This window comes from Erythrobacter colymbi (genome assembly GCF_002155685.1).
Classification (GTDB): domain Bacteria; phylum Pseudomonadota; class Alphaproteobacteria; order Sphingomonadales; family Sphingomonadaceae; genus Erythrobacter; species Erythrobacter colymbi.
This window is the reverse complement of sequence record NZ_MUYK01000003.1, coordinates 180,867-200,629: the sequence shown is the minus strand read 5'-3', so window position 1 is coordinate 200,629 and position 19,763 is coordinate 180,867. Positions and strand designations below refer to the sequence as shown.

19 protein-coding genes are annotated in these 19,763 nt (G+C 66.3%); 7 read left to right on the top strand and 12 right to left on the bottom strand.

The window, feature by feature from the left end:
- Positions 1 to 4: 4 nt before the first annotated feature.
- Both BZF57_RS21505 and BZF57_RS21500 read right to left on the bottom strand, forming a co-directional pair.
- Complete coding sequence (locus tag BZF57_RS21505; protein ID WP_206073224.1) at positions 5 to 115, bottom strand: enoyl-CoA hydratase; 111 nt, start codon at positions 113 to 115, stop codon at positions 5 to 7.
- Positions 116 to 147: 32 nt separating this feature from the next.
- Positions 148 to 261 carry an enoyl-CoA hydratase gene (locus BZF57_RS21500; protein WP_206073223.1) on the bottom strand — a complete coding sequence of 38 codons (114 nt, stop codon included), beginning with the start codon at positions 259 to 261 and terminating at the stop codon, positions 148 to 150.
- 399 nt (positions 262 to 660) lie between these two features.
- On the opposite strand from BZF57_RS21500, the gene BZF57_RS07685 reads away from it, so the two are divergent.
- Positions 661 to 996: a UrcA family protein gene (locus tag BZF57_RS07685; protein WP_162290964.1), complete on the top strand. Its 336-nt coding sequence runs from the start codon at positions 661 to 663 to the stop codon at positions 994 to 996.
- Positions 997 to 1,335: 339 nt separating this feature from the next.
- Here the strand turns inward: BZF57_RS07685 and BZF57_RS07680 are convergent, their stop codons facing one another.
- On the bottom strand, positions 1,336 to 2,031 hold the full coding sequence (locus BZF57_RS07680) for a Crp/Fnr family transcriptional regulator (protein ID WP_162290963.1): 696 nt from the start codon (positions 2,029 to 2,031) through the stop codon (positions 1,336 to 1,338).
- 75 nt (positions 2,032 to 2,106) lie between these two features.
- On the opposite strand from BZF57_RS07680, the gene BZF57_RS07675 reads away from it, so the two are divergent.
- From BZF57_RS07675 to BZF57_RS07665, 3 genes are read left to right on the top strand one after another with little or no spacing between them, the layout of a single operon-like run.
- Positions 2,107 to 2,799, top strand: a complete 693-nt coding sequence (locus BZF57_RS07675; protein ID WP_086736435.1) for a hypothetical protein — start codon at positions 2,107 to 2,109, stop codon at positions 2,797 to 2,799.
- 1 nt (position 2,800) lies between these two features.
- Complete coding sequence (locus BZF57_RS07670; RefSeq protein WP_086736433.1) at positions 2,801 to 3,745, top strand: hypothetical protein; 945 nt, start codon at positions 2,801 to 2,803, stop codon at positions 3,743 to 3,745.
- Entirely contained in the window at positions 3,742 to 5,400 is a 1,659-nt protein-coding gene (locus tag BZF57_RS07665) for a Dyp-type peroxidase (protein WP_086736431.1), read from the top strand. Before BZF57_RS07670 ends, BZF57_RS07665 begins: the two co-directional genes overlap by 4 nt.
- Positions 5,401 to 5,421: 21 nt before the next feature.
- Here the strand turns inward: BZF57_RS07665 and BZF57_RS07660 are convergent, their stop codons facing one another.
- The 9 genes from BZF57_RS07660 to BZF57_RS07625 all read right to left on the bottom strand — a co-directional run bounded on the left by BZF57_RS07660 (position 5,422) and on the right by BZF57_RS07625 (position 17,944).
- On the bottom strand, positions 5,422 to 6,720 hold the full coding sequence (locus BZF57_RS07660; RefSeq protein ID WP_162290962.1) for a cytochrome P450: 1,299 nt from the start codon (positions 6,718 to 6,720) through the stop codon (positions 5,422 to 5,424).
- A gap of 37 nt (positions 6,721 to 6,757) precedes the next feature.
- A complete protein-coding gene (locus BZF57_RS07655; protein WP_086736426.1) occupies positions 6,758 to 9,847 on the bottom strand; it encodes an AAA family ATPase in 3,090 nt (1,029 codons plus the stop codon).
- Positions 9,814 to 10,047 carry a hypothetical protein gene (locus BZF57_RS20610; RefSeq protein ID WP_143738410.1) on the bottom strand — a complete coding sequence of 78 codons (234 nt, stop codon included), beginning with the start codon at positions 10,045 to 10,047 and terminating at the stop codon, positions 9,814 to 9,816. The genes BZF57_RS07655 and BZF57_RS20610 overlap by 34 nt, the downstream gene beginning before the upstream one ends.
- A 389-nt stretch (positions 10,048 to 10,436) precedes the next feature.
- Entirely contained in the window at positions 10,437 to 11,075 is a 639-nt protein-coding gene (locus BZF57_RS07650) for an isochorismatase family protein (protein WP_086736423.1), read from the bottom strand.
- The gene (locus BZF57_RS07645; protein WP_086736421.1) at positions 11,075 to 12,259 is read right to left on the bottom strand and encodes a CaiB/BaiF CoA transferase family protein; all 1,185 of its coding nucleotides are present in this window, start codon (positions 12,257 to 12,259) and stop codon (positions 11,075 to 11,077) included. The genes BZF57_RS07650 and BZF57_RS07645 overlap by 1 nt, the downstream gene beginning before the upstream one ends.
- Positions 12,256 to 14,154 carry a hydantoinase B/oxoprolinase family protein gene (locus BZF57_RS07640; protein WP_086736419.1) on the bottom strand — a complete coding sequence of 633 codons (1,899 nt, stop codon included), beginning with the start codon at positions 14,152 to 14,154 and terminating at the stop codon, positions 12,256 to 12,258. Before BZF57_RS07640 ends, BZF57_RS07645 begins: the two co-directional genes overlap by 4 nt.
- 4 nt (positions 14,155 to 14,158) lie before the next feature.
- Positions 14,159 to 16,216, bottom strand: coding sequence for a hydantoinase/oxoprolinase family protein (locus BZF57_RS07635; protein ID WP_086736417.1), 2,058 nt, complete (start codon positions 16,214 to 16,216; stop codon positions 14,159 to 14,161).
- Positions 16,217 to 16,231: 15 nt separating this feature from the next.
- Entirely contained in the window at positions 16,232 to 17,140 is a 909-nt protein-coding gene (locus BZF57_RS07630) for a hydroxymethylglutaryl-CoA lyase (protein ID WP_086736415.1), read from the bottom strand.
- Between the two features lie 120 nt (positions 17,141 to 17,260).
- On the bottom strand, positions 17,261 to 17,944 hold the full coding sequence (locus BZF57_RS07625; RefSeq protein WP_086736412.1) for a GntR family transcriptional regulator: 684 nt from the start codon (positions 17,942 to 17,944) through the stop codon (positions 17,261 to 17,263).
- Between the two features lie 197 nt (positions 17,945 to 18,141).
- On the opposite strand from BZF57_RS07625, the gene BZF57_RS07620 reads away from it, so the two are divergent.
- Genes BZF57_RS07620 through BZF57_RS07610 form a run of 3 tightly spaced genes read left to right on the top strand, consistent with a single transcriptional unit; the run spans position 18,142 to position 19,729 of the window.
- Complete coding sequence (locus tag BZF57_RS07620; protein ID WP_086736410.1) at positions 18,142 to 18,885, top strand: aspartate/glutamate racemase family protein; 744 nt, start codon at positions 18,142 to 18,144, stop codon at positions 18,883 to 18,885.
- Complete coding sequence (locus BZF57_RS07615; RefSeq protein WP_086736408.1) at positions 18,885 to 19,319, top strand: nuclear transport factor 2 family protein; 435 nt, start codon at positions 18,885 to 18,887, stop codon at positions 19,317 to 19,319. Before BZF57_RS07620 ends, BZF57_RS07615 begins: the two co-directional genes overlap by 1 nt.
- Positions 19,319 to 19,729 (top strand): nuclear transport factor 2 family protein, encoded by a 411-nt coding sequence (locus BZF57_RS07610; RefSeq protein WP_086736406.1) that lies wholly within the window; start codon positions 19,319 to 19,321, stop codon positions 19,727 to 19,729. The genes BZF57_RS07615 and BZF57_RS07610 overlap by 1 nt, the downstream gene beginning before the upstream one ends.
- Positions 19,730 to 19,763: the final 34 nt, after the last annotated feature.

The window sequence follows — 19,763 nt, the reverse complement described above, 5'->3', positions numbered from 1 at the left end:
CCGATCAGGCCATCAGGTTTGGGCTTGCCGGGATGATCGCATAGGCGAAGCTGGCGATGCTCAGCACGATGGCGAAGGCGGCCGAGGCGAGGCGGGTGGTGGTGTCGGAATACATGGTTGTGGTCCTTTGCTTTGGGCTGCGGCCGGTCAGGCGACGAGCGAGGGGCTGGCGGGGATGATCGCGTAGGCGAGGAACGCGGCCGAGAGCACGACCGAGAAGGCGGCGGCGGCGATGCGGTTGCTGATGTCGTTGGCGTACATGGTGGTCTCCTTGAGGTCTTTTCGGTGTTTCCCGGGACCATCCCGGGGATGCCGGATACCTTGCATCAGCCGTGCCAAACTCGAAAAATGGCGGAATTCTGCGGTTTTTGCGCTTTCACGCCGCCAACGGCCCATTCAGCGAAACGAAAGCTTGGGAAATTTTCCCAAGGGTTGGCGAACGCGATTCCGGCGCGGGCGTGAAGCGTGGGTCTGGGCGGATCGCCCCCTGACAGGCCGTGCCCATTCCTGCGTCCGCTTCGTGCTGCACAAGCACAACGCGGCTGCAACAATAGTGTCACAAGAAAAAAATTCCGACCCTGTGTGAATATGCACATCGGCAGTGCGAGTCGAAGCGTAGAAATGATCACAAGGGAGTTAGCCCTTAAGAGGAGAGTGATCATGTCGAAGTTCATCAAGACTATTGCTGCCGTTTCTCTCGCTTGCGGCCTGACTTTCGCTGCAAACGCCGACAACAGCACCACGATTACCGTCAATGATCGTGCGATCCGTACTGTCGCTGTGTCCTATGACGACCTCAACCTCGACAGCGCCGCCGGCCGCGAGACGCTCGAGACCCGCATCCGTGCGGCGGTGAAGCAGGTGTGCGGTCACACCAATGGTCGTCAGACGATCAAGGAAATGACCGATTACCAGACCTGCGTCGCCCAGGCCTCGCAGACCGCGCTCGCCGGGCTCGACCCCAAGGCCCGCGCCCGCTTCGCGATGAAGTTCTGATCCGGGTACCGGGCCGCCGGGGGGGCGGTCCGGGCTCCAAGCACCCCGCGCTTGGAAGGGCTGTCCGCCATTGGTGGGCAGCCCTTTTGGTATGTGCGGGGCAGGGCTGGCGCGACAGGCGCTTCGTGCGGGGAGAGCGGGGCAAAAGGGGCCTCGCGGGGTCTTTCGGCAATTTTTTTGAGGGGGCGGGCGGGCCATGTGTAATTTTACACATCCGCCTCCCGAGTCTCCGGCTACCCCGAATTGCGACCCGAAGACTTGGCCCCCCTCCTCACACCCGTGGCGGGGGGCCCTTTATTTCCGGGCTCGCGTTTTCTCCAAGCAAATCAGACCCGTGCCTCAGGCTTCCTCGATCTGGTCCATCAGCCGGTCGAGATCGGTGACGACCAGGTCGCGTCCGTCCTTGCGCAGGATGCCGAGTGCGATCAGCTCGCCCTGCGCGCGGGTGATCGCCTCGCGCTGGCCGCCGACGATCGCGGCCCAGTCGGCATGGGTGGGCGGATCGTGCAGCACGATCTCGTCCTCGTCCCCCTGCGCGGCGAGGGCGGTGCGCATCAGTTCGGTGTAGAACCGCATCTTCACCGAGCTGGCGGTGTTCTCGTAGATCCGGTCCGACAGATCGCGGATGCGCGCGGACAGATCGCGCAACAGGGCCTTCATCACTTCGGGGATAGTGAGGATCAGATCGGTGAAGGCCGCGCCCGAAAGCCGGCCCATCACCACCTCGGTCACAGCGATGACATTGACCGAGCGCGGCCGTCCGTCGAACACCGCGAGCTCGCCCATGTAGGAATTGGGCGGCAGCCGGCGGTAGCTGATCTCGCGCCCGGCGAGCGAATAGCGGTTCACCAGCGCCTGCCCGTCGAGCAGCAGGAAGACATCGGTATCATGCGCCTCGTGCGCGATGATGGTCTCGCCCCGCGCGAACCGGGCGACCGTGATGCGACTTCTGATGGATTCCAGCGCGTCATCCGGCAAATCCCGGAAAATGCTGAATTTTCGCAGGCGGTCATTGTCCAGATATTGGTCGTGCATACAATTTACCCCTGCCATTCAGTTAGCTTGCAAGCCCCGAGCAAACAATGAATAATGCCGTCAGAGGGGGTCTTCATGTCGAATGTTGCGGGCAAGGCCTACGGGATGATTGTGATCACCCCGATGGCGCTGCGTATCGGATGGCTCAACCGCTGGATCTTCCGGCTGGTGCGCAGCTTTCCCGGCACGCTGTCGGGTCTTCTGGGCCTGAAGTTCATCCACTTCGCGCGCTGGGTGATCATCCCGCGCAAGGCCTGGCCGAGCCTCGGGCAGGAGGCCGAGGTGCTCGAACGGGACATGATGCTGTTCCTGTCGAACTTCAACGGCACATGGGACCAGTATATCGACGCCTTTGCCGACGGCATCCCCACCGGGCTCGACCTCCTGTGGTACAAGAACGCGCGCTACCCCGGCTCTATCCCGATCACGCCGTTCAAGGACTATATCCGCGCCAACCAGATCGATTGCGATTTCTACTACAACGCCACCCCCGGCGCGGCCTATCGCGACGTCATCTCGGCCCTGCGCGTGCGCCGCGCGCTGCTGGAGCTCGAGACAATCCACGCCAACACCACACCCGAGGTTTTCGCGGGCTTCTTCCGCGAGAAGCTGCTGTCGATCCAGAACGATCTGACCACGCAGGGCTATTCGCCGGTCGCGTCGATGGAGACCGACCACGCCGAACAGAACCGCCAGCGCTTCGAGAAGCTGCGCCCGCAGATGGCCGTGGCCGAGCAGGCGCTCGAGGCCATCGACAAGGACCTGTGACGTGGCAAGCATCGAAGGATCGCACTATTTCCTGACCGTGCTGGTGCCGGTGCGCCGCTCCTGGGCCAAGGGCAGCGGCGGACAGACCACCGCGCCGATGATCCTGTTGCGCGAGAAGCTGTCGCAGATGCCGACCGCGATGCAGACGCCCGAGCGCACCCGCGGCGGGCAGATCAGCAAGTTCGCCGATTCGACCCTCACGCACTTCGCCCGCTTCGCGGTGATCGACCGGCTGGGCTACAACGGCTACGACGCCGCCGATCCGGTGCTCCAGAGCCTGAACCTGCAACGCCCGGTCCAGTACCGCGACGAGCTCATCCGCCCCTATCTGCTGTTCGCCGCCGAGTTCGACGCGCCGAGCGGTTCGCGCTCCTACGACCTTGCCGTCTACCTGCGCGAGCTGTGGGGCGTGATGCGCGAGGATCTCGTCGATATCTTCCGCCACTGCATCGGCTTCGACCCCGACGAGATCACCACTGCGGCCGATTTCATCAATTACATCAAGGCCTGCGAGCTCGAGACGACGATGCCGTTCAACGCCTATTACGTCGACAAGCCCGATCTGCCCTCGCTCACCGCGCGCGGGCTGATGATCGGGGCGGGGTTGACGGGGCTTGCGGCGGGCGGGGCGGTGTGGTGGCTGGTCCACCGCTGGTTCCCGGTGATCGCGATCATTCTGGGCGTGCTCGCCGGCCTTGCCGGAGCGGTGCTGTTCGTGGGGCACCGGCTCAAGAAATTCGGCGACCGGCCCTTTCCCCCGTCACCCGACGGCGATCTCCAGACGATCCTCAAGGCGCTCTACCTGCAGACCACCATGAGCAGCTTCGTGATCGCCAACCAGGGCGCGGAAGACGCCGATCTCTACGCCGCTTTCGGCAAGTATCTGGAGGACAGCAAACTGCACGCGCCCGATCCCAAGCACCCGGCCGGGAAGGTGTTCGCATGATCGCCCAGAAGCCCAGTCCGCCCGCCGTGCTGCGCCTTGCCGACATCCAGGGCAACATCCTCAACGCCTATGGCAAGCAGGGCTTTCCCAAGGGGCGTGCGATCCTGCTCCACGTCCACAAGGCGGAAATGGGCCGCGCCTTCATCAAGGATTTCTACCATCTGGTGACGACCGCGCTGCGCTGGCCGAGCCGCAACCCCAAGGCTGCGCCGCCTTCGCCCGATGCGCCCGCGCGGCCCGATGTCACGCTCAATTTCGCCTTCACCTATGCCGGCCTGCGCGCGCTCGGCGTGCCGGCGCGCACGCTCGGCATGATGCCCTATGAATTCGTGCAGGGGATGCGCACGCGCGCCGCGATCCTCGGCGACAACTATCCCGCCGGGGCGCTCCAGCGCTGGGATGCGGTGTGGCAGAACGAATCCAACCCCGCCAGCGCGCACAACGTCCACATCCTCGCTCTGCTCAATTCCGACATGGACCCGAAGACCGGCGCGCCGGTGGAGCACATGGAGCGCATGACCGATGCGATCCGCGGCTTCTGCGCAAACAGCGACCACGGGATCGAGATCCTGACCGGCCACGGCAAGGGCCCGGCCGAGTATCAGGATCTGAGCGCGGTGCTGGTGAAGGACGAGACCACCGGGCTCTACCAGCCCACGCCGTTCGAACATTTCGGCTTCCTCGACGGGATCAGCGATCCGGTGTTCGAAGGCCAGTTTCCGCCCGAGGTCGAGGCCCAGCGCAAGATCGGCAACGGCAAGCTCGTCGTGAAGGGCACGCGCGACGACGAGGTCACGTGGGAGCCGCTGGCGACGGGGGAATTCCTGCTCGGCTATCCCGACGAGGCCAAGGAGCTGCCGCCCGCGGCCGCGCCCAACCTGTTCAGCGTCAACGGCACCTTCATGGCCTATCGCAAGCTCGAGGAGAACGTCGAGGCCTTCGACAAATACCTCGAGGACACCGCGCCTGCCTTCGGCAAGGTCTATGGCATCGCCGATCCGGTCGAGGCCAAGGCGACGCTGATGGCGAAGTTCGCCGGGCGCTGGCAGGACGGGGTGCCGCTGGTGCTGGCGCCGACCTATGCCGACTGGCAGGCGTTCAACCAGAAATATCCGCCGACCGGTTCCGAGCGCAAGACGATGCTGGCGGACTATACCTTCGCGGGCGACATCGACGGGGCCGCCTGCCCGCCCAGCTCGCACACGCGGCGCGTCCATCCGCGCGATGCGCTGGGGCCGACGCTGGCCGCGACGCCCGGCGCGCCGAGCCCGAGCGGCACCGAGCTGGTCAACCGCCGCCGCATCCTGCGCCGCGGCCTGCCCTATGACACCACCAACGAGGCGGGCGAGCGCGAGCGCGGGATTGTGATGCTGATCTGCTGCTCCAGCCTCGAGCGGCAGTACGAGTTCGTCCAGCAGCAGTGGCTCAACTACGGCATGGACAACAATGCCGGCAACGACACCTGCCCGATGCTGGGCGCGCGGTCGGAGGCGGCGCTCAAGTTCGTGATCCCCAACCGCGTCGACGGCCCGAACCCGCCCTATATCTGCTCCAACCTCCCGCAATTCGTGGAGACCAAGGGCGGGGCCTATTTCTTCGTGCCGAGCATGACCTCGCTCAGGCTGATCGCGCTGGGGGTGATCGACCCGACCTGAGGCGGGTGCGCTCACCGGCCCTCAGTGGTCGTAGAGCACCCACAGGCTTTCGGGGAAGGGCCCGAAGCGCGTCATCTTGCCGTCCTTGCCCGGCGCGCGGCGCACGTTGCGGCGCTTGAGCAGCGGCTTGAAGGTCTGGGTGATCTGGGCATAGGCGAGCGGCGCGCCGATGCACCAGTGGAGGCCAAAGCCCATCAGCATGTAATCGACCGGCTTGCGATCGGGATCGAAGCGGGTGGGGTGTTCCACCCGGCGCGGATCGAACATCGCCGACTGGGTCGAGACGAGCAGCTTGGTGCCCTTCCTGATGGTCTTCGCGCGGCGCGTGCCGGCGGCGATGGTGACATCCTCCGCCGCGACGCGGAACGGCCCCGGGTTGAGCGGCCAGAAGCGCATCGCCTCGAACAGGCAGCGCTTCAGGCGGTCGTCGTCATCGCTGCGCGCGGCGTCCTGCGCCTGTGCCAGCCATTCCGGATTGTCGAGCAGCAGGTCGAGCATATGGCCCGATGCCATGGTGTTGGTGGGGACGAAGCCCGTGACCATGCCGATCAGGATCGCGCGGATGATCTCGTCGGGCATGCTGTCGGGATCGGCGATCTGCTTGCTCACCAGCCGCGCGGCGATGGTATCGGCCTCCGGGTTGGCCTTCGCGCGGGCGATGGCATCGTCCATGATCGGCCGCACCAGCGCGCCCGCGGCAACGGCGGCCTTCTCGAGCTTGGGATCATTGCTGGGATTGCCGAACATGTAGCTGCTCATGGCGATGGTCCAGCGCGCGAAATTGGGCTCATCGGGGATGGTGAGGCCGTAATACTTCTCGCAGATGCGGGTCGGCACGAGGGTCAGCAGTCCGCGCACCCCGTCGATCCGGCCTTCGCCCAGTTCAAGCAAGTTGCTCGCCTCGTGATAGGCCATCGGGCCGATGATCGCGGCATTGTCCTCGCGCGGGAAGACCGACATGGTCGCCTTGTGGAGCGCCTGATATTCCGGCCCGTCCGCCATCCCGAGCACGAAGTTGGGCCCGTCGTTCAGGGTCTTGATCTGCGGACCGAAGGGCACCGCGATCGCCTTGTCGTTCTGGAGCGCCTCGGCGACGTCGTCATAGCGGGTGATGATCGCCCAGCCCTTGAAGGTCGGGATCGGCCAGAACCGCCGGGCGAAGGCCATCAGCGCGAAGGGGTGGCGCACCACCCATGCGACGATCCGCGCGGTCAGCCCCGTCGATTGCAGCAGGCTTGGATCGAACCCGTCGCTCGCAGCCGGTGCCGCCTGCTTCTCCGCCGCCGGAGCCATCCGGCCGAATGTCGCCACATTTTCCATCGCAGATCCCCGCTTGTTTCCCGTCCCGGCGCGCGCGTCAGCTGACCAGCGCGACCGAGAGGCCGTATCTGTCCCACAATTCCCGGTTGTGCTGCCCCGCCAGCCGCGCCTTCTGGCGCTCGGTCCAGTGCTGCGCATACTCGGCCGAGCGCCGCGCCGAGCGGTGGTCGCCCGCGCGGAAATCGAGCACCGCCTTGAGCCCGTAATACTCGCCCAGCATGTGGTGCATGTCGTGGCTTTCGGCGGTGGCAATGGTCCAGTCGTTGACCTCGCGCGCGGCGGCATCGTCGCCCTCGGCAAGCCATGCGACCGCTTCCCAGTGCTTGTATGTCGGCTGGTAGAGGATGCTGCGGGTCTGGCGGTAATCCTCGATCGCGGCGTGGAGCTGCGCGGCGGCGCCCGGCTTGCCCTGCATCGCGGCAACCTGCGCGAGGTGCACGCGCTCGGTGTAGAGGAAATAGAGGATCTCGTTTTCCTCGCATAGCGCGATGCAATCCTCGAGGCCCTGCTCGAGCCCGTCGAAATCCTTGGTCAGCATCTTGCAGTAGTTGCGACCCACCGCCGCGAAGGCGCGGGTATAGGGCTGGCGGATCAGCTCGGCGCGCTCGCAGGCGGCGTGGGACAGTTCGAGGCCGCGCGCGGTCTCGCCGAGGTAGATCAGCGACCACGAGGCGTAGATCTCCATCGCCGCGAGCAGATCGTCGGCCACGATCTCGCGGGCCACGGCGGGGCCGGTCTTGCGCAGCAGCGCGATCCCGCTGAGCAGATCGTCGGCGGCCTGCGCATAATCGCCGAGCGGGAAGCTGGAGATGCCGCGGCTCCTCAGGCCGATCGCCTTCCACGCATCGTCATTGCGCTGTTCGGCGATGGTCAGCATGTCGTTGCAGCGGTCGCGCGAGGCGCGCATCCGGCTCAGCTGCAGATCGAAGGCCTGCTGGCCGGGCATCGCGGCGAGCAGCTTGCTGGTATCGCCCAGCTCTTCGGCCAGCGCCTTCGCGCGGTGGAACACCTCGCCCGTTTCGGGATTGGCGTGGCCGACCTGCGCCATCAGCGCCTTGCCCAGCGTCAGCAGCACATCGAGCTCGAGCCGCGCGCGCTCGCCGGCATCCTCGATCCGCTCGACCAGATCGAGCCCGCGGCGCAGGCGCGCCTCGGCCTCCTTCATCGCGAAGACCTTGAACGCCTCGGTCCCGGCCACCAGCCAGTAATGCACCGAACGCGCCGGACGGCCCGCTTCCCACGCATATTGCGCCCAGCGTTCGGCATCGGCGTGCTGGCCGCCCTGCGCCTCGGCCTCGAGCGCATCGAGCAGCCGCGCGTTGAAATCGCGCCGGTCCGCGCGCACCAGCGTTGAGTTGGCGATCTCCTGGATCAGCGCGTGGCGGAACTGGAACTCGCGCACGCCCTTCTTGAGCGGCACCACCAGCCCGACCTCGCACAGCCGATCGCAGCTGCGGTCGATCAGCTCCTCGAGATCGGGGGCGATCTGGAGCAGCTCGTGCTTGCTGAAATTGCGCCCCACGACCGAGGCGATCTGCGCCACCCGCTTGGCCTCGCCCAGCTGGTCGAGCCGGGCGAGCAGCGAATCCTGCAAGGTCTCGGGCAGATCGAAGCTCGATTGCAGCTCGTAGGTCTTGCCGCCCTCGGCATAGACATGGGCATCGGCCTGGAGAATCGACTTGGTCAGCTCCTCGACGAACAGCGCCACCCCGCCGGCGCGTTCGCTGATCGCGCGCACCATCGCGGCCGAGGCCTTGCCGCCGAGGATCGCGTCGATCAGCATCCGCGTCTCACTTTCGCTGAACGGCTGGAGCGCGATTTCATCGAGCGAGCGGGCAAGCGCCCAGTCCTCGGCAATTTCGGGCCGCGCGGTCATCACCAGCATGGTGCGCCCGATGTCGGCCCCGGCGGCGACCTTTTCGAGCAGCTCGCGGGTACTGGGATCGGACCAGTGCATGTCCTCGATCAGCATCACCACCGGCTTCTGCCGCGAGAGCAGCTCGAGCTGGCGGATCATCGCGTTGATCGTGGCCGCGCGGATCTGGGTCGCGCCCATTTCCTCCACCTCCGGCGGCGCGCCGCGGGCGAGGCCGATGCTGCGCGCCAGCAGGTGGCGATCAAGCTCGGAGGTCTCGGGCGCGAGCGAGGCTTCGAACAGCGCCAGTTGCGGTTCGGAGCGCTGGTCCCATGCGCCAGCGAGCTTGCGGAAATGGGCGATGAAGGGGCGCAGCGCCGCCTGCCGGCTGTGCGGCTTGCAGAAACAGGTGACGCGGAAGCTGTCGTCGCCCTGCGGCATCCGCGTGAATTCGAGCGCGAGCCGCGACTTGCCGACCCCTGCCTCGCCCGTGATGAGGCAGACCTGCCCCTCACCGGCGAGCACCCGCTGCCACTTGCGTTCGAGCAGCGCCTTCTCCTGCGCCCGCCCGATCAGCGCGGTCTGCGCGCGCATCAGGCGGTGGAGCCGGTCCTTGTTGCTGCGGCCGAGCACCCCGAAGGCCGGCACACCGCCGGCAAAGCCCTTGGCATCGACCAGCCCCAGGTCCTCGGTCTGGAACAGGTCGCCCACCAGCCGAAGCGTGCGATCGGAGATCACGCACTGGTTGGGCCGCGCGCCCGATTGCAGGCGTGCGGCAAGGCTGGTGACCTGCCCGACCGCGCTGTTGCCCGCATCGCCATCCTCGATCCGGCCGACGACCACGGTGCCGGTCGCGATCCCGACCCGTACGCGTGCGGGCTTGCCGTGGGGCAGGATGATGCGCGAGGCCGCATCGATCAGCGCAAGGCCCGAAAGCACCGCGCATTCGGCTGCGTCCTCGTGCGCGACGGGATAGCCGAAATAGACGATCCCCCCGTCGCCCACATGGCCGCCGATGAAAGCGTTGTAGGGGGCGACCGCTTCGGCGGCGACGGCGTGGAAGTTGGCGATCGCGTCGCGGAAGTCCTCGGGCTCGAGCGCGGCGGACAATTCGGTCGATCCGACCATGTCGTAGAACAGCACGGTGAGCTGGCGGCGTTCGGTGCGGGCGCTGCGGGCGGGCTCGCGGGCGGCAGGCGCAAGCCGTGTTCCGCACTCGCTGCAGAACTTGTGGCCCTTCAGCCGCTCGCCGTCACATACCCCACACCCCATGGGCAATTCATACGACCCAAAGGGCCGCGCGCCAAAAGGAATTTTCGCCGCGCGTCACACCGTCCCCGCGCCTGCCGGTGCAGCGGATTGCGAATTTTTATGCATTGAAAATCAGCCAGTTGCAAGATTTTTGCAACTTTTTTGCCGCCTGTGACGATTTGCACATCGCTCGCCGAAGACCCGATGTAGAACCAGAACATCGAGAGGGCACACAGACCCGATCAAAACAAACAGCAGAGGCTTTCAGGAACCTCATCAAGTAAAGATCAAATATTCAGGAGAATTATCATGGACAAGCTTTTCTTCATCCTCGTCGCCACTTTCGCCTCGATGGTCACCCTGACCTCGACCGTGCAGATCATGGTCGCCTGATCGGGCCACCGCGCCGCTCAAGCCGACCATTCCACCATCGCATTTCATTCAGGAGATTTGTCATGAGCAAGACCTACAACCTGCTCGTTGCCGTGATCGCCACCGCCTTCACCTTTTCGGCGACGATCCAGATCATGGCGGTCTGACACCGGCATCGCGCCGGCCAGCCCCTTCCAGCCGTCGAAAGGCCCGCCGCAACCCGGCGGGCCTTCGCGATTCAGGGGCGGCGAGCGGCGGCGATGACCGCGAGCGCCTCGGCCTCGGAGATGACCTCGGCATATTTGGCCTGGAGGTCGAACAGATTGGCTTCGTGCGGGCCTTCATGACGGTCGGCACAGGCATCGCGCACCACCAGCGGGACAAAACCGTATTGCATCGCATCGAGCGCGCTCGCGCGGACGCAGCCTGAGGTCGAATAGCCGGTGACCAGCAGCGTATCGATGCCCTCGGCGTGGAGCGCCTCGGCAAGCCCGGTGCCGAAGAAGGCGCTGGGATATTGCTTGGTGAACACCCGCTCACCCTCTTGCGGGGCGAGGCCTTCGGGGAAAGCGCCGAGCGGCGATCCCTCGACAAAGGCCTTGAGCACCGGGGCCTTGCGGTAGAACACCCCGCCGTCCGAGCCGTCGGGCTTGTAGCGGACATTGGTGAACACCACCGGCACGCCCGCCGCCCGCGCGGCTTGGGCAAGGCGGATGTTGCTGTCCCGCGCCGCCGCGGCGGTTTCCATGAACAGCGCCGAGCCTTCGGTGAGATAGGCCGTCACGACATCGACGATCAGCAGGGCAGGGCGGCTGCCGGGCTGGAGCCGCCCTTCATAGACCCCTGCGTAATTGTCGGCTGCCGAGGGGCTGGCCATCAGATGATACCCGCCGCCGCCAGCCGTTCGAGCTCGGCCGCGTCCAGCCCCAGCCGCTCGGCGAAGACCTCGGCATTGTCCTGCCCCGGCGCGGCAGGCGCGGGGCGGCGGATGGTGCTGGGGGTCTTCGAGAGCTTGGGGAAGGCGTTCTGCATCTTGATGCGCCCGCGGTTCTGCGTCTCGACCTCGATGATCGCCTCGCGCGCCTTGAAGTGCGGGTCGGCGAGCATCTCCGGCGCGCGATAGACGCGGCCGGCCGGGATCGAATATTCGGTCATCAGCGCATCGACCTCGTCGACCGTCAGCGTGCCGGTCCATGCGTTGACCAGCGCGTCCAATTCGTCCTGATGGATGCCGCGGGCGATGTGGGTCGCATAGCGCTCGTCCTGCGCGAGTTCCGGGCGGCCCATCGCCTGGCACAGCCGCGTGAAGATCGCATCGCCATTGGCGCCGATCATGTAGCTGCCATCCTTGCAGGTGTAGACGTTGGACGGGGCGATGCCCTTCAGCACCGAGCCCGAACGCTCGCGGATCACGCCGTTGCGGTCATATTCGGGGACGAGCCCCTCCATCACCTGCAACACCGCCTCGTAGAGCGCGGAATCGACCACCTGGCCTTCACCCGTCTTCTCGCGGTGGTGGAGCGCGGCGAGCACGCCCATGCAGCCGTAGGTCGCGCACAGGGTATCCCCGATCGAGATGCCCATGCGGCTCGGCGGACGGTCGGGCTCGCCGACTATGTAGCGCCAGCCGCCCATCGCCTCGCCGATCCCGCCGAAGCCGGCACGGTCGCTGTAAGGCCCGTCCTGTCCGTAGCCCGACATGCGGGCGATGATCAGGCCGGGGTTCATGGCGTGAAGCTCGGCGGGGCTCATGCCCCAGCGTTCGAGGGTGCCGGGCTTGAAGTTCTCGATCAGCACGTCGGCCTCGGCGATCAGCCGTTTGGCGAGCGCCTGACCTTCGGGGACGCGGAGGTTGCAGGTGACCGAGCGCTTGTTGCGCGCGATCACTTCCCACTGCACCTTCTCGTCGCCCTGACCCCAGTTGCGCATCGGATCGCCCGCGCCCGGCGGCTCGATCTTGACGACGTCCGCGCCCATGTCGCCGAGCAATTGTCCGCAGAAGGGGCCGGCGAGAAGCTGGCCCATTTCGACGACCTTGATCCCGTGGAGAGCGCCGCTCATTCCGCCGCCTCCCGCAAGCCAAGGGAAGGACCCCAGACCGGCTGGACGGGGGCGGGGAGGCCCGTTTCGGCCTCGCAATTGGCGCGCAGGGCCTCGATGCCGGGGCCGTAGTCGAACAGCGGAAGCTCGCCGCGGCTGGCGCGCATTTCCGCGCGCAGAGACTCGGTTGCAGCAGCGTCCACCACGCCTTCGGCATCGGCCACCACGCCATAGGCGCGCGCGCCTTCGGGCGTGACGAGGCCCTGCCGGATTTCGAGACCGACCAGCGCGGGATCGCGCGCCAGCGGGTCGCCCCAGCCGCCGCCGCCCCAGGTGATGAAGTGCAGGAGGTCGCCCGCCTTCACCGCCACGCTCTCGACCTTGTTGCCGACGATCGCGGTGGTGCCGTCGGCGCGTTCCAGAACCTTCCGCGCCCGCGCTCCCGGATGGCCGCCGTTGACGCCCCACGGCGGGACGAACCAGCGGTCGTCATGGATCGCGATCTCGCCGTCGGCGAGGAAGCGGTAGGTCATGTGGATGCCGTTGCCGCCGCGATGCAGCCCCGCCCCGCCGCTGTCGGGCGCGGTCGAATAGCGCTCGATGCGCAGCGGGAAGTAGCGTTCAAGAAACTCGTTGGGGACATTGGTGAAGCCCGGCCACAGCGAGTGCCCGTCCGGCCCGTCGCCGAGCGGACGGCCCGGAATGCCGCCGAAGCCGATCTGGAACAGCTGGAACCAGTCGCGCGTCCCGTCCTCGCGGCTGTCCCAGCCCGAATAGAACAGGTGGGGGCTGGAGGAGAACCCGGCGGCGTTGAGGAACTCCGGCGTCTTCTGCCCGAGGAGGCCGCCCAGAATGTCGAAGATACGCCCCAGCGCATGGGTGCGGCCCGAGAGCGCGGCGGGGAAGTGCGGCTTCAGCAGCGAGCCTTCCGGGATGCGCACCTCGATCAGATCGTAGAACCCGTCGTTGAACAGGATCTGCGGGTCGAAGACCATGATCATGTAGATGCCGAAGAACATCTTGAACATGTTCTCGTTGAGGAAGAAGTTGATCGAGGCCGCCGACTGCGGATCGGTGCCCTCGAAATCGAGGATCACCTTGTCCCCTTCGCGCCACATCGTGCAGCGGATCTTGTAGGGGCCGTAGCCCTTGCCGTCGTCGCAGATGTAGTCCTCGAAGCTGACTGGTTCTTCCGCCACCGCCATCGCCAGCAGCGCCTTCATCGCGCGGTGGTTGCGGGCGAGCAGCTCCTGCGTGGCCGAGACATAGACATCGTCGCCGAAGCGGTCGGCCATCTCGATCACGCGGCGCGCGGCGACGCGGCATGAGGCGATCAGGGCGTTGAGGTCGGCCTGGCACCAGTCGGGCTTGCGGGTCTGGTGCATGACCAGCTTCATCAGGTCTTCGTTGTATTCGCCCTTCTTCCAGATCTTGACGGGCGGGATGCGTACGCCCTCTTCGAAGATCGAGGATGCGCCGATGGGCATCGAGCCGGGGACGCTCCCGCCGATGTCGGACTGGTGGCCGAACATCGCGGTGTAGGCGAGCAGCCGCCCGTCCTTGAACACGGGGAGCAGCACCAGCCAGTCGTTCGAGTGGCTGACAGCACCGCCGCAGGAATAGGGATCGGAGAGGAATATCATGTCCCCGTCCTCGATCGTGCCGTCATATTGCTTGAGGAACCCGTCGATGAAGCTGCCGAACTGGCCGACGATCATCTTGCCGGCGGGGTCGGAGATCAGCGGGAAGGCGTCGCCCTGTTCACGGATGCCGGGGGACATGGCGGTGCGCACCAGCGTCGCGTCCATCTCGATGCGCGCGTTGCGCAGCGCGTTCTCGATGATGTCGAGCGTGACCGGATCGATGGCGACCGTGTTGAAGGGGGTGGTGTTGGGTTCGATGATCTTGGCGGGCATCGTCTTATCCCTTCGCCTTGAGAGTAATGAGGATGTTGCCGACAGCGTCCACGGTCGCGCGGCAATCGTGTTCGACCAGCGTGGTCGAATCCATCTCGGTGATGATCGCGGGGCCTTCGATGACGTCGCCCTGCTTGAGCTTCGCGCGGTCGTAGATCACCGCAGGCCGCTCCTCGCCGCCGATCCACATCACGTGGTCGCGGATCTTGGCGGCTGAGGGGTTGCCGTCGCCCTTCGGCAGTTCGGCGGCGGGCAGGGCAGGGGCCTGCCCCTGCGCGACCGCGCGCAGGTTCACGATCTCGTGGGGCGTGTCCATGTTGAAGGTGAAGAGCCGCAGGTGCTCTTCGTCGAAGCGGGCGAGGATGCCCTCGATCCCGTCCTTCTCGAGAATGTCCTGCGTGATCGTCAGCGGCACTTCGAAGGCCTGACCCGCATAGCGCACGTCGATCTCGAACAGCGAGGTGATCTGCTCTTCCGGAATGCCGTCCGCGACAAGTTCGCCGCGGGTCTGTTCGGCCATGTCGTCGAGCACCGCGACGAGATCGGCGATCGAGGTGTCGCGGGCGAGGCGCGAGAAGCTGCGCGCGGTCTCGGTGCGCATCCGGGTGGTCGCATCGCCCAGCGCGCACAGCACGCCGGGGGAGACGGGCGAGATCGCGGGCCAGCTGCCCATCAGCCGCGCGACCGCGTTGACGTGGAGCGGACCCGCACCGCCGAAGCCCATCAGCGCAAATTCGCGCGGGTCGTAGCCTTGCTGCACGCTGATCATGCGCAGGGCGCCGAACATGTTCTCGTTGACGATGTCGATGATGCCGCGCGCGGCTTCCATCAGCGTCACGCCCAGCGCATCGGCGATGGTCTGCACCGCGGCCTTCGCGCCCTCACGGTCGAGCTTGAAGCTGCCGCCGAGGAGATCTTCGGGAAGATAACCCAGAACGACGTTGGCATCTGTCACTGTAGGGAGCGTGCCGCCCTTGTTGTAGGCAACCGGACCGGGCACCGCGCCAGCGCTCTCCGGCCCGACGCGCAGCGCGCCGGTAAGCTGCGGCACGTGGGCGATCGAGCCGCCGCCCGCGCCCACGGTCTTCACATCGAGCGCCGAGGCGCGCACCGAGAGGTGGCCGACTTCGGTCGTGCGCTGGCGGCGCGGTTCGAGGCCCTGGATCAGCGCCACGTCGGTCGAGGTGCCGCCCACATCAAGCGTCAGGATGTTCTCGAAGCCGGCGTTCTTCGCCACCCACAGCGCCCCCGTCACCCCGCCGGCGGGGCCGGACATGAGGATGTTGACGGGATGCTCCTCGGCCTTCTGGCTGCTCATCAACCCGCCGTCGGAACGCAGCAGCGATAGGCGGCCCTTAAGCCCCTCGGCCTCGAGCTTGGTGCGCAGGTTGGAGACATATTTCGACACCACCGGACGCACCGCCGCATTGGCGACGGTCGAGAGCGTGCGCTCGTATTCCTGCATTTCGGGCAGGACTTCGTGGCTCAATGAGACGGGGATACCGGGCAGTTCCTCCGCCGCAATCGCCCCGATCCGCGCCTCGTGCGCGCCGTTGAGGTAGGCGTTCATCAGGCTGACGGTGAGCGCCTCGATCCCGTCACCCTTGAGCTTGCGGAGCGCCGCGCGCACCGCGTCTTCATCAAGTGGGGCGACCTCGTTCCCTCGCGCATCCATGCGGCCGGGGACCTCGACCGTGTGTTCGAGGCGGGCGAGGGGCTGCGGCTTGGGCCACACGATCCACGCGGCAAGCCCGCCGGGCACGAAGCTGCGCGCGATCTGCATGATGTCGCGGTAGCCCTGCGTGGTGACCAGGCCGACCTTCGCGCCCTTGCCCTCCAGCACGGCGTTGGTCGCAACCGTGGTGCCGTGGAGAAAATAGGTGATGTCCTCGGCGCCGATCCCGGCCGTGGCCATGATCGCCTTCACCCCGTTGAGGATGCCTTCCGAGCTGTCATGCGGGGTCGAGGGGGTCTTGTGCCGCCAGAAGGCGCCGCTTGCCTCGTCGAACAGCAGCAGGTCGGTGAAAGTCCCGCCCACATCCACACCCAGCCTGTACGTCATGCCGTTTCCTCTAGCTTATGCTGCGCGCGCGACCGCCGAGGGGAGTTCCCGCCCCAGATGGCCCGCAAACCACTTGTTTGCGGCGATGGCCGCGTCGAGATCGATGCCGCTCGCCACACCGGAGCGCTGCATCATGTAAACGAGATCCTCGGTCGCGATGTTCCCGGTCGCGCGCGGGGCGAAGGGGCATCCGCCGAGGCCGCCGAGCGATGCGTCGAACACCCGCACGCCCGCCTTGTACGCTTCCCACGCATTGGCGATGCCGGTGCCGCGGGTGTTGTGGAAATGCGCGCGCATCGGGATTTTTCCTGCGAGCAGCGCGCCGAGCTTGCCAAACAGTTCGCCTGCTTCCCACGGCGTGCCGACGCCGATGGTGTCGGCGAGCGCGATTTCCTCGGGGGCTTCCTCGGCGATGGCCTCGGCGATCTTGAGGACGGTCTCGTGCTTCACCTCGCCCTCGAACGGGCAGCCGAAGGCGGCGCTGATGGTGACCTGCGCGCGGATACCCTCGGCGCGGGCGAAGCGGAGCATCTCACGGGTTTCGGCGATGCCCTGTTCGATGGTCTGGCCCTGGTTCTTCTGTCCGAAGGTGTCGCTGGCGACCACCACGCAGCCGACCTGATCGACGCCGCGCGCGCCGCCTTCGCGGGTGGCGAGCGCGCGCAGCACCCCGCGCTTGTTGAGCACGAGGCCCACATAGGTGCAGTCCGCGCGGTCCGGCAGGCCCGCGATCACCGCCTCGGCATCGGCCATCTGCGGCACGCGGGCGGGGTGCACGAAGCTCGCCACCTCGAGCCGGCGCGCGCCGTAGCCGATCATGCGGGTGATGAGGTCGAGCTTCACCTCGGTCGAAATGATGTCGGGCTCGTTCTGGAGCCCGTCGCGCGGGCCCACTTCGACCAGTTCGATAGAGTCGCCTGACATCGGTGAATCGCCTGTAGCTGCTGCGGGGGCTTCGCGGTCTGAATTACCCGCTTTGTATACAATTGCAATCATGCTTGGACTGCACGCGATTGCAGGAACCGCAACGGCGCGGCGGCGTTGTTACGCGTCGCCCCCGTCCTTGTCGCTGGCCGCTCCGTCGCTGCGCGGGCCGACCGCTTTGGCGAAGGTGTGGAACGCGCGGCGCAGGTGGCTGCCCATCACCGCGCGTGCCCAATCGGGATCGCGTGCAGCGAAGGCGGCGACCAGCTCGTCATGGTCGCGGGCCGACTGGCGCAGGTCGCTCTGCGAATAGGTTCGCGCCGTGCGCAGCACCACCGGCGCCTCGACCAGCCGCGTCAGCAATTGCCCGAGGCGCGGCGAATCGGCCGCTTCGATGATCACCTCGTGAAAGGCGCGGTTGGCATCGAGGAAGCGCACGACATCGGGCGGGCTCTGCTCGACCGCCGCAGTCAGATCGCGGTTCACCTGCTCCAGCGCGGCGATCTGCTCGCGGGTGAGGCGCTTCGCCGCGCGCTCGGCCGCATGGCATTCGAGCATCTGGCGCAGCGTGAACATCTCCTCGATATCGTCGCGGCTCCAGTCGGCGACGAACAGCCGCTTGGTGTCCGATCGCACCAGCACCAGCTCGTCCTCCAGCCGCCGCACGGCCTCGCGCACGGGGGTGCGGCTGACGCCGGTGATCTGGGCGAGCTGGTCTTCGGTGAGCTGTTCGCCCGCCTTGACCGCGCCGCTCAGCAGATGGGCGCGGATAGTGGCATAGGCCTGGTCGGAGGCGCGGCTCATGTCGGATCGACCTGCTTGGACGAGAGGAAAGTGCGCGCTGTCATAGGCTTCCCTTGTGCGGCCTGCCAGCGGGTGCGGCAAGCCTGTGCGGTGACAAAAACACACCTCGCCGGCCATCGTGTCACAATTGTGTTTATCACTTGACGAGCGCGTTTTGTATACAATAACCACGCACCCCTAGGCAACTGGGGAGTGCCGTGAAGCGCATCAAGGTCATCGTGCCGATCGCAATGGATGAAGCCGGCGTCGCCAACAGGGCGCAGCAGCTTCCCGCCGATTTCGTGCGCCCGGGCTTCGCGCCTACCTTCGAGGCGGTGCGCTGGGGCGCGGCGCTGGGCGATTCCTACCACGACACGCTGCTGATGGACTGGACGGTGTTCCAGGCCGGGGTGACCGCCGAGGAGGAAGGTTACGCCGGCGTGCTGATCGACACGGTCAGCGACAGCGGGCTGTGGCCGCTGCGCTCGGCACTGAACATCCCCGTCGTCGGCCCGGGCGAGGCGAGCTTTGCCGCCGCGATGATGCTCGGCAAGAAATTCAGCGTCATCACCATGTGGCCGCAGTGGTTCCCGCTCTACGAGAAGGTGCTGAGCCAGCACGGCTGGGAACACCGCTGCGCCTCCGTCCGCTCGATCGACACGCGGCCCGATGTCACCGAACTGCTCGAGGGCAAGGAGGAGGTCGTCTTCGCCAAGCTCAAGGCCGAGGCAACCCGCGCCATCGAGGAGGACGGCGCGGACGTGATCGTGCTGGGCTCCACCACCATGCACCAGTCCGCCGCCTATCTCGCCAGCGAGCTGCCCGTGCCGGTGCTGAACCCGGGGCAGGTCGCCTACAAGCAGCTGGAGACGTGGATCGAGCTCGGCCTCTCCCCCTCCAAGAAGGCCTTCCCGGCACCTGAGGTGCCCAAGCACGCCGATATCCGAAAGGGCTGGTACTGATGAGTGAAAGCTGGAGCGAGGGCGGCCCCGGCCAGACGCCGCTGCCCTATCCCTTCTACGTCGATATCGTTACCAAGCGGTATTTTGACGGGGTCGACAACAAGGTCATGGACCAGGTGCTCGACTGCTTCACGCCCGATGCGGTCCTGACCGAGGTCACCAGCAACACCGTCCACAACGGGCGCGAGGCGATCCGGGCGATGTTCGTCAAGCTCTTCGCCGATTTCGAGAGCATCTGGCACGGCAACTTCGTCCACACTGCCGATCCCGAGACCAACCCGATCTGTTCGCAGTTCACCGTGCTGATCACGCCCAACGGGGGCGAGGAGCTGCGCTACGAGAACTGCAACCGCTTCTACTTGAAGGACCGGCTGTTCCACCGCGTCTATGTCTACATGTCGGGTGACAACCTGCTGAAGGAAGGGGACGCCTGATGCAGTACGAACCCACCCTCGCGCGCGCCGATCTGATCGACTTTGCGCTGAACAAGTACTTCGCCCGCGTCGATGCCAAGGACCTCGAAGGCGCGCTGTCGTGCTTCCACGATACCGCGCTGTTCTGCGTCCAGACCGCCTTCACCCGCCACAGCGGCAAGGCCGAGATCGCGCGGATGTTCGAGGATTTCTTCGCGGCCTACGCCACCATCATCCACCGCGATTTCACCTGCACCGTGGACGAGGCGAACGGGCGCATCACCGCCTGCTTCACCGCCGAGCTGCACGATCACGATGGCAATGTGACGCTGCTCTACAACACCAATTTCTGGCGCCTGCGCCCCGGCGCGGAAGGTCCGAAGTTCCAGGAAGTCTATGTCTACATGAGCGGCGCCAACCCGCTTGTCTGATCCCTTCAACCTCTCGATCCCTCTCAGGAGAGTC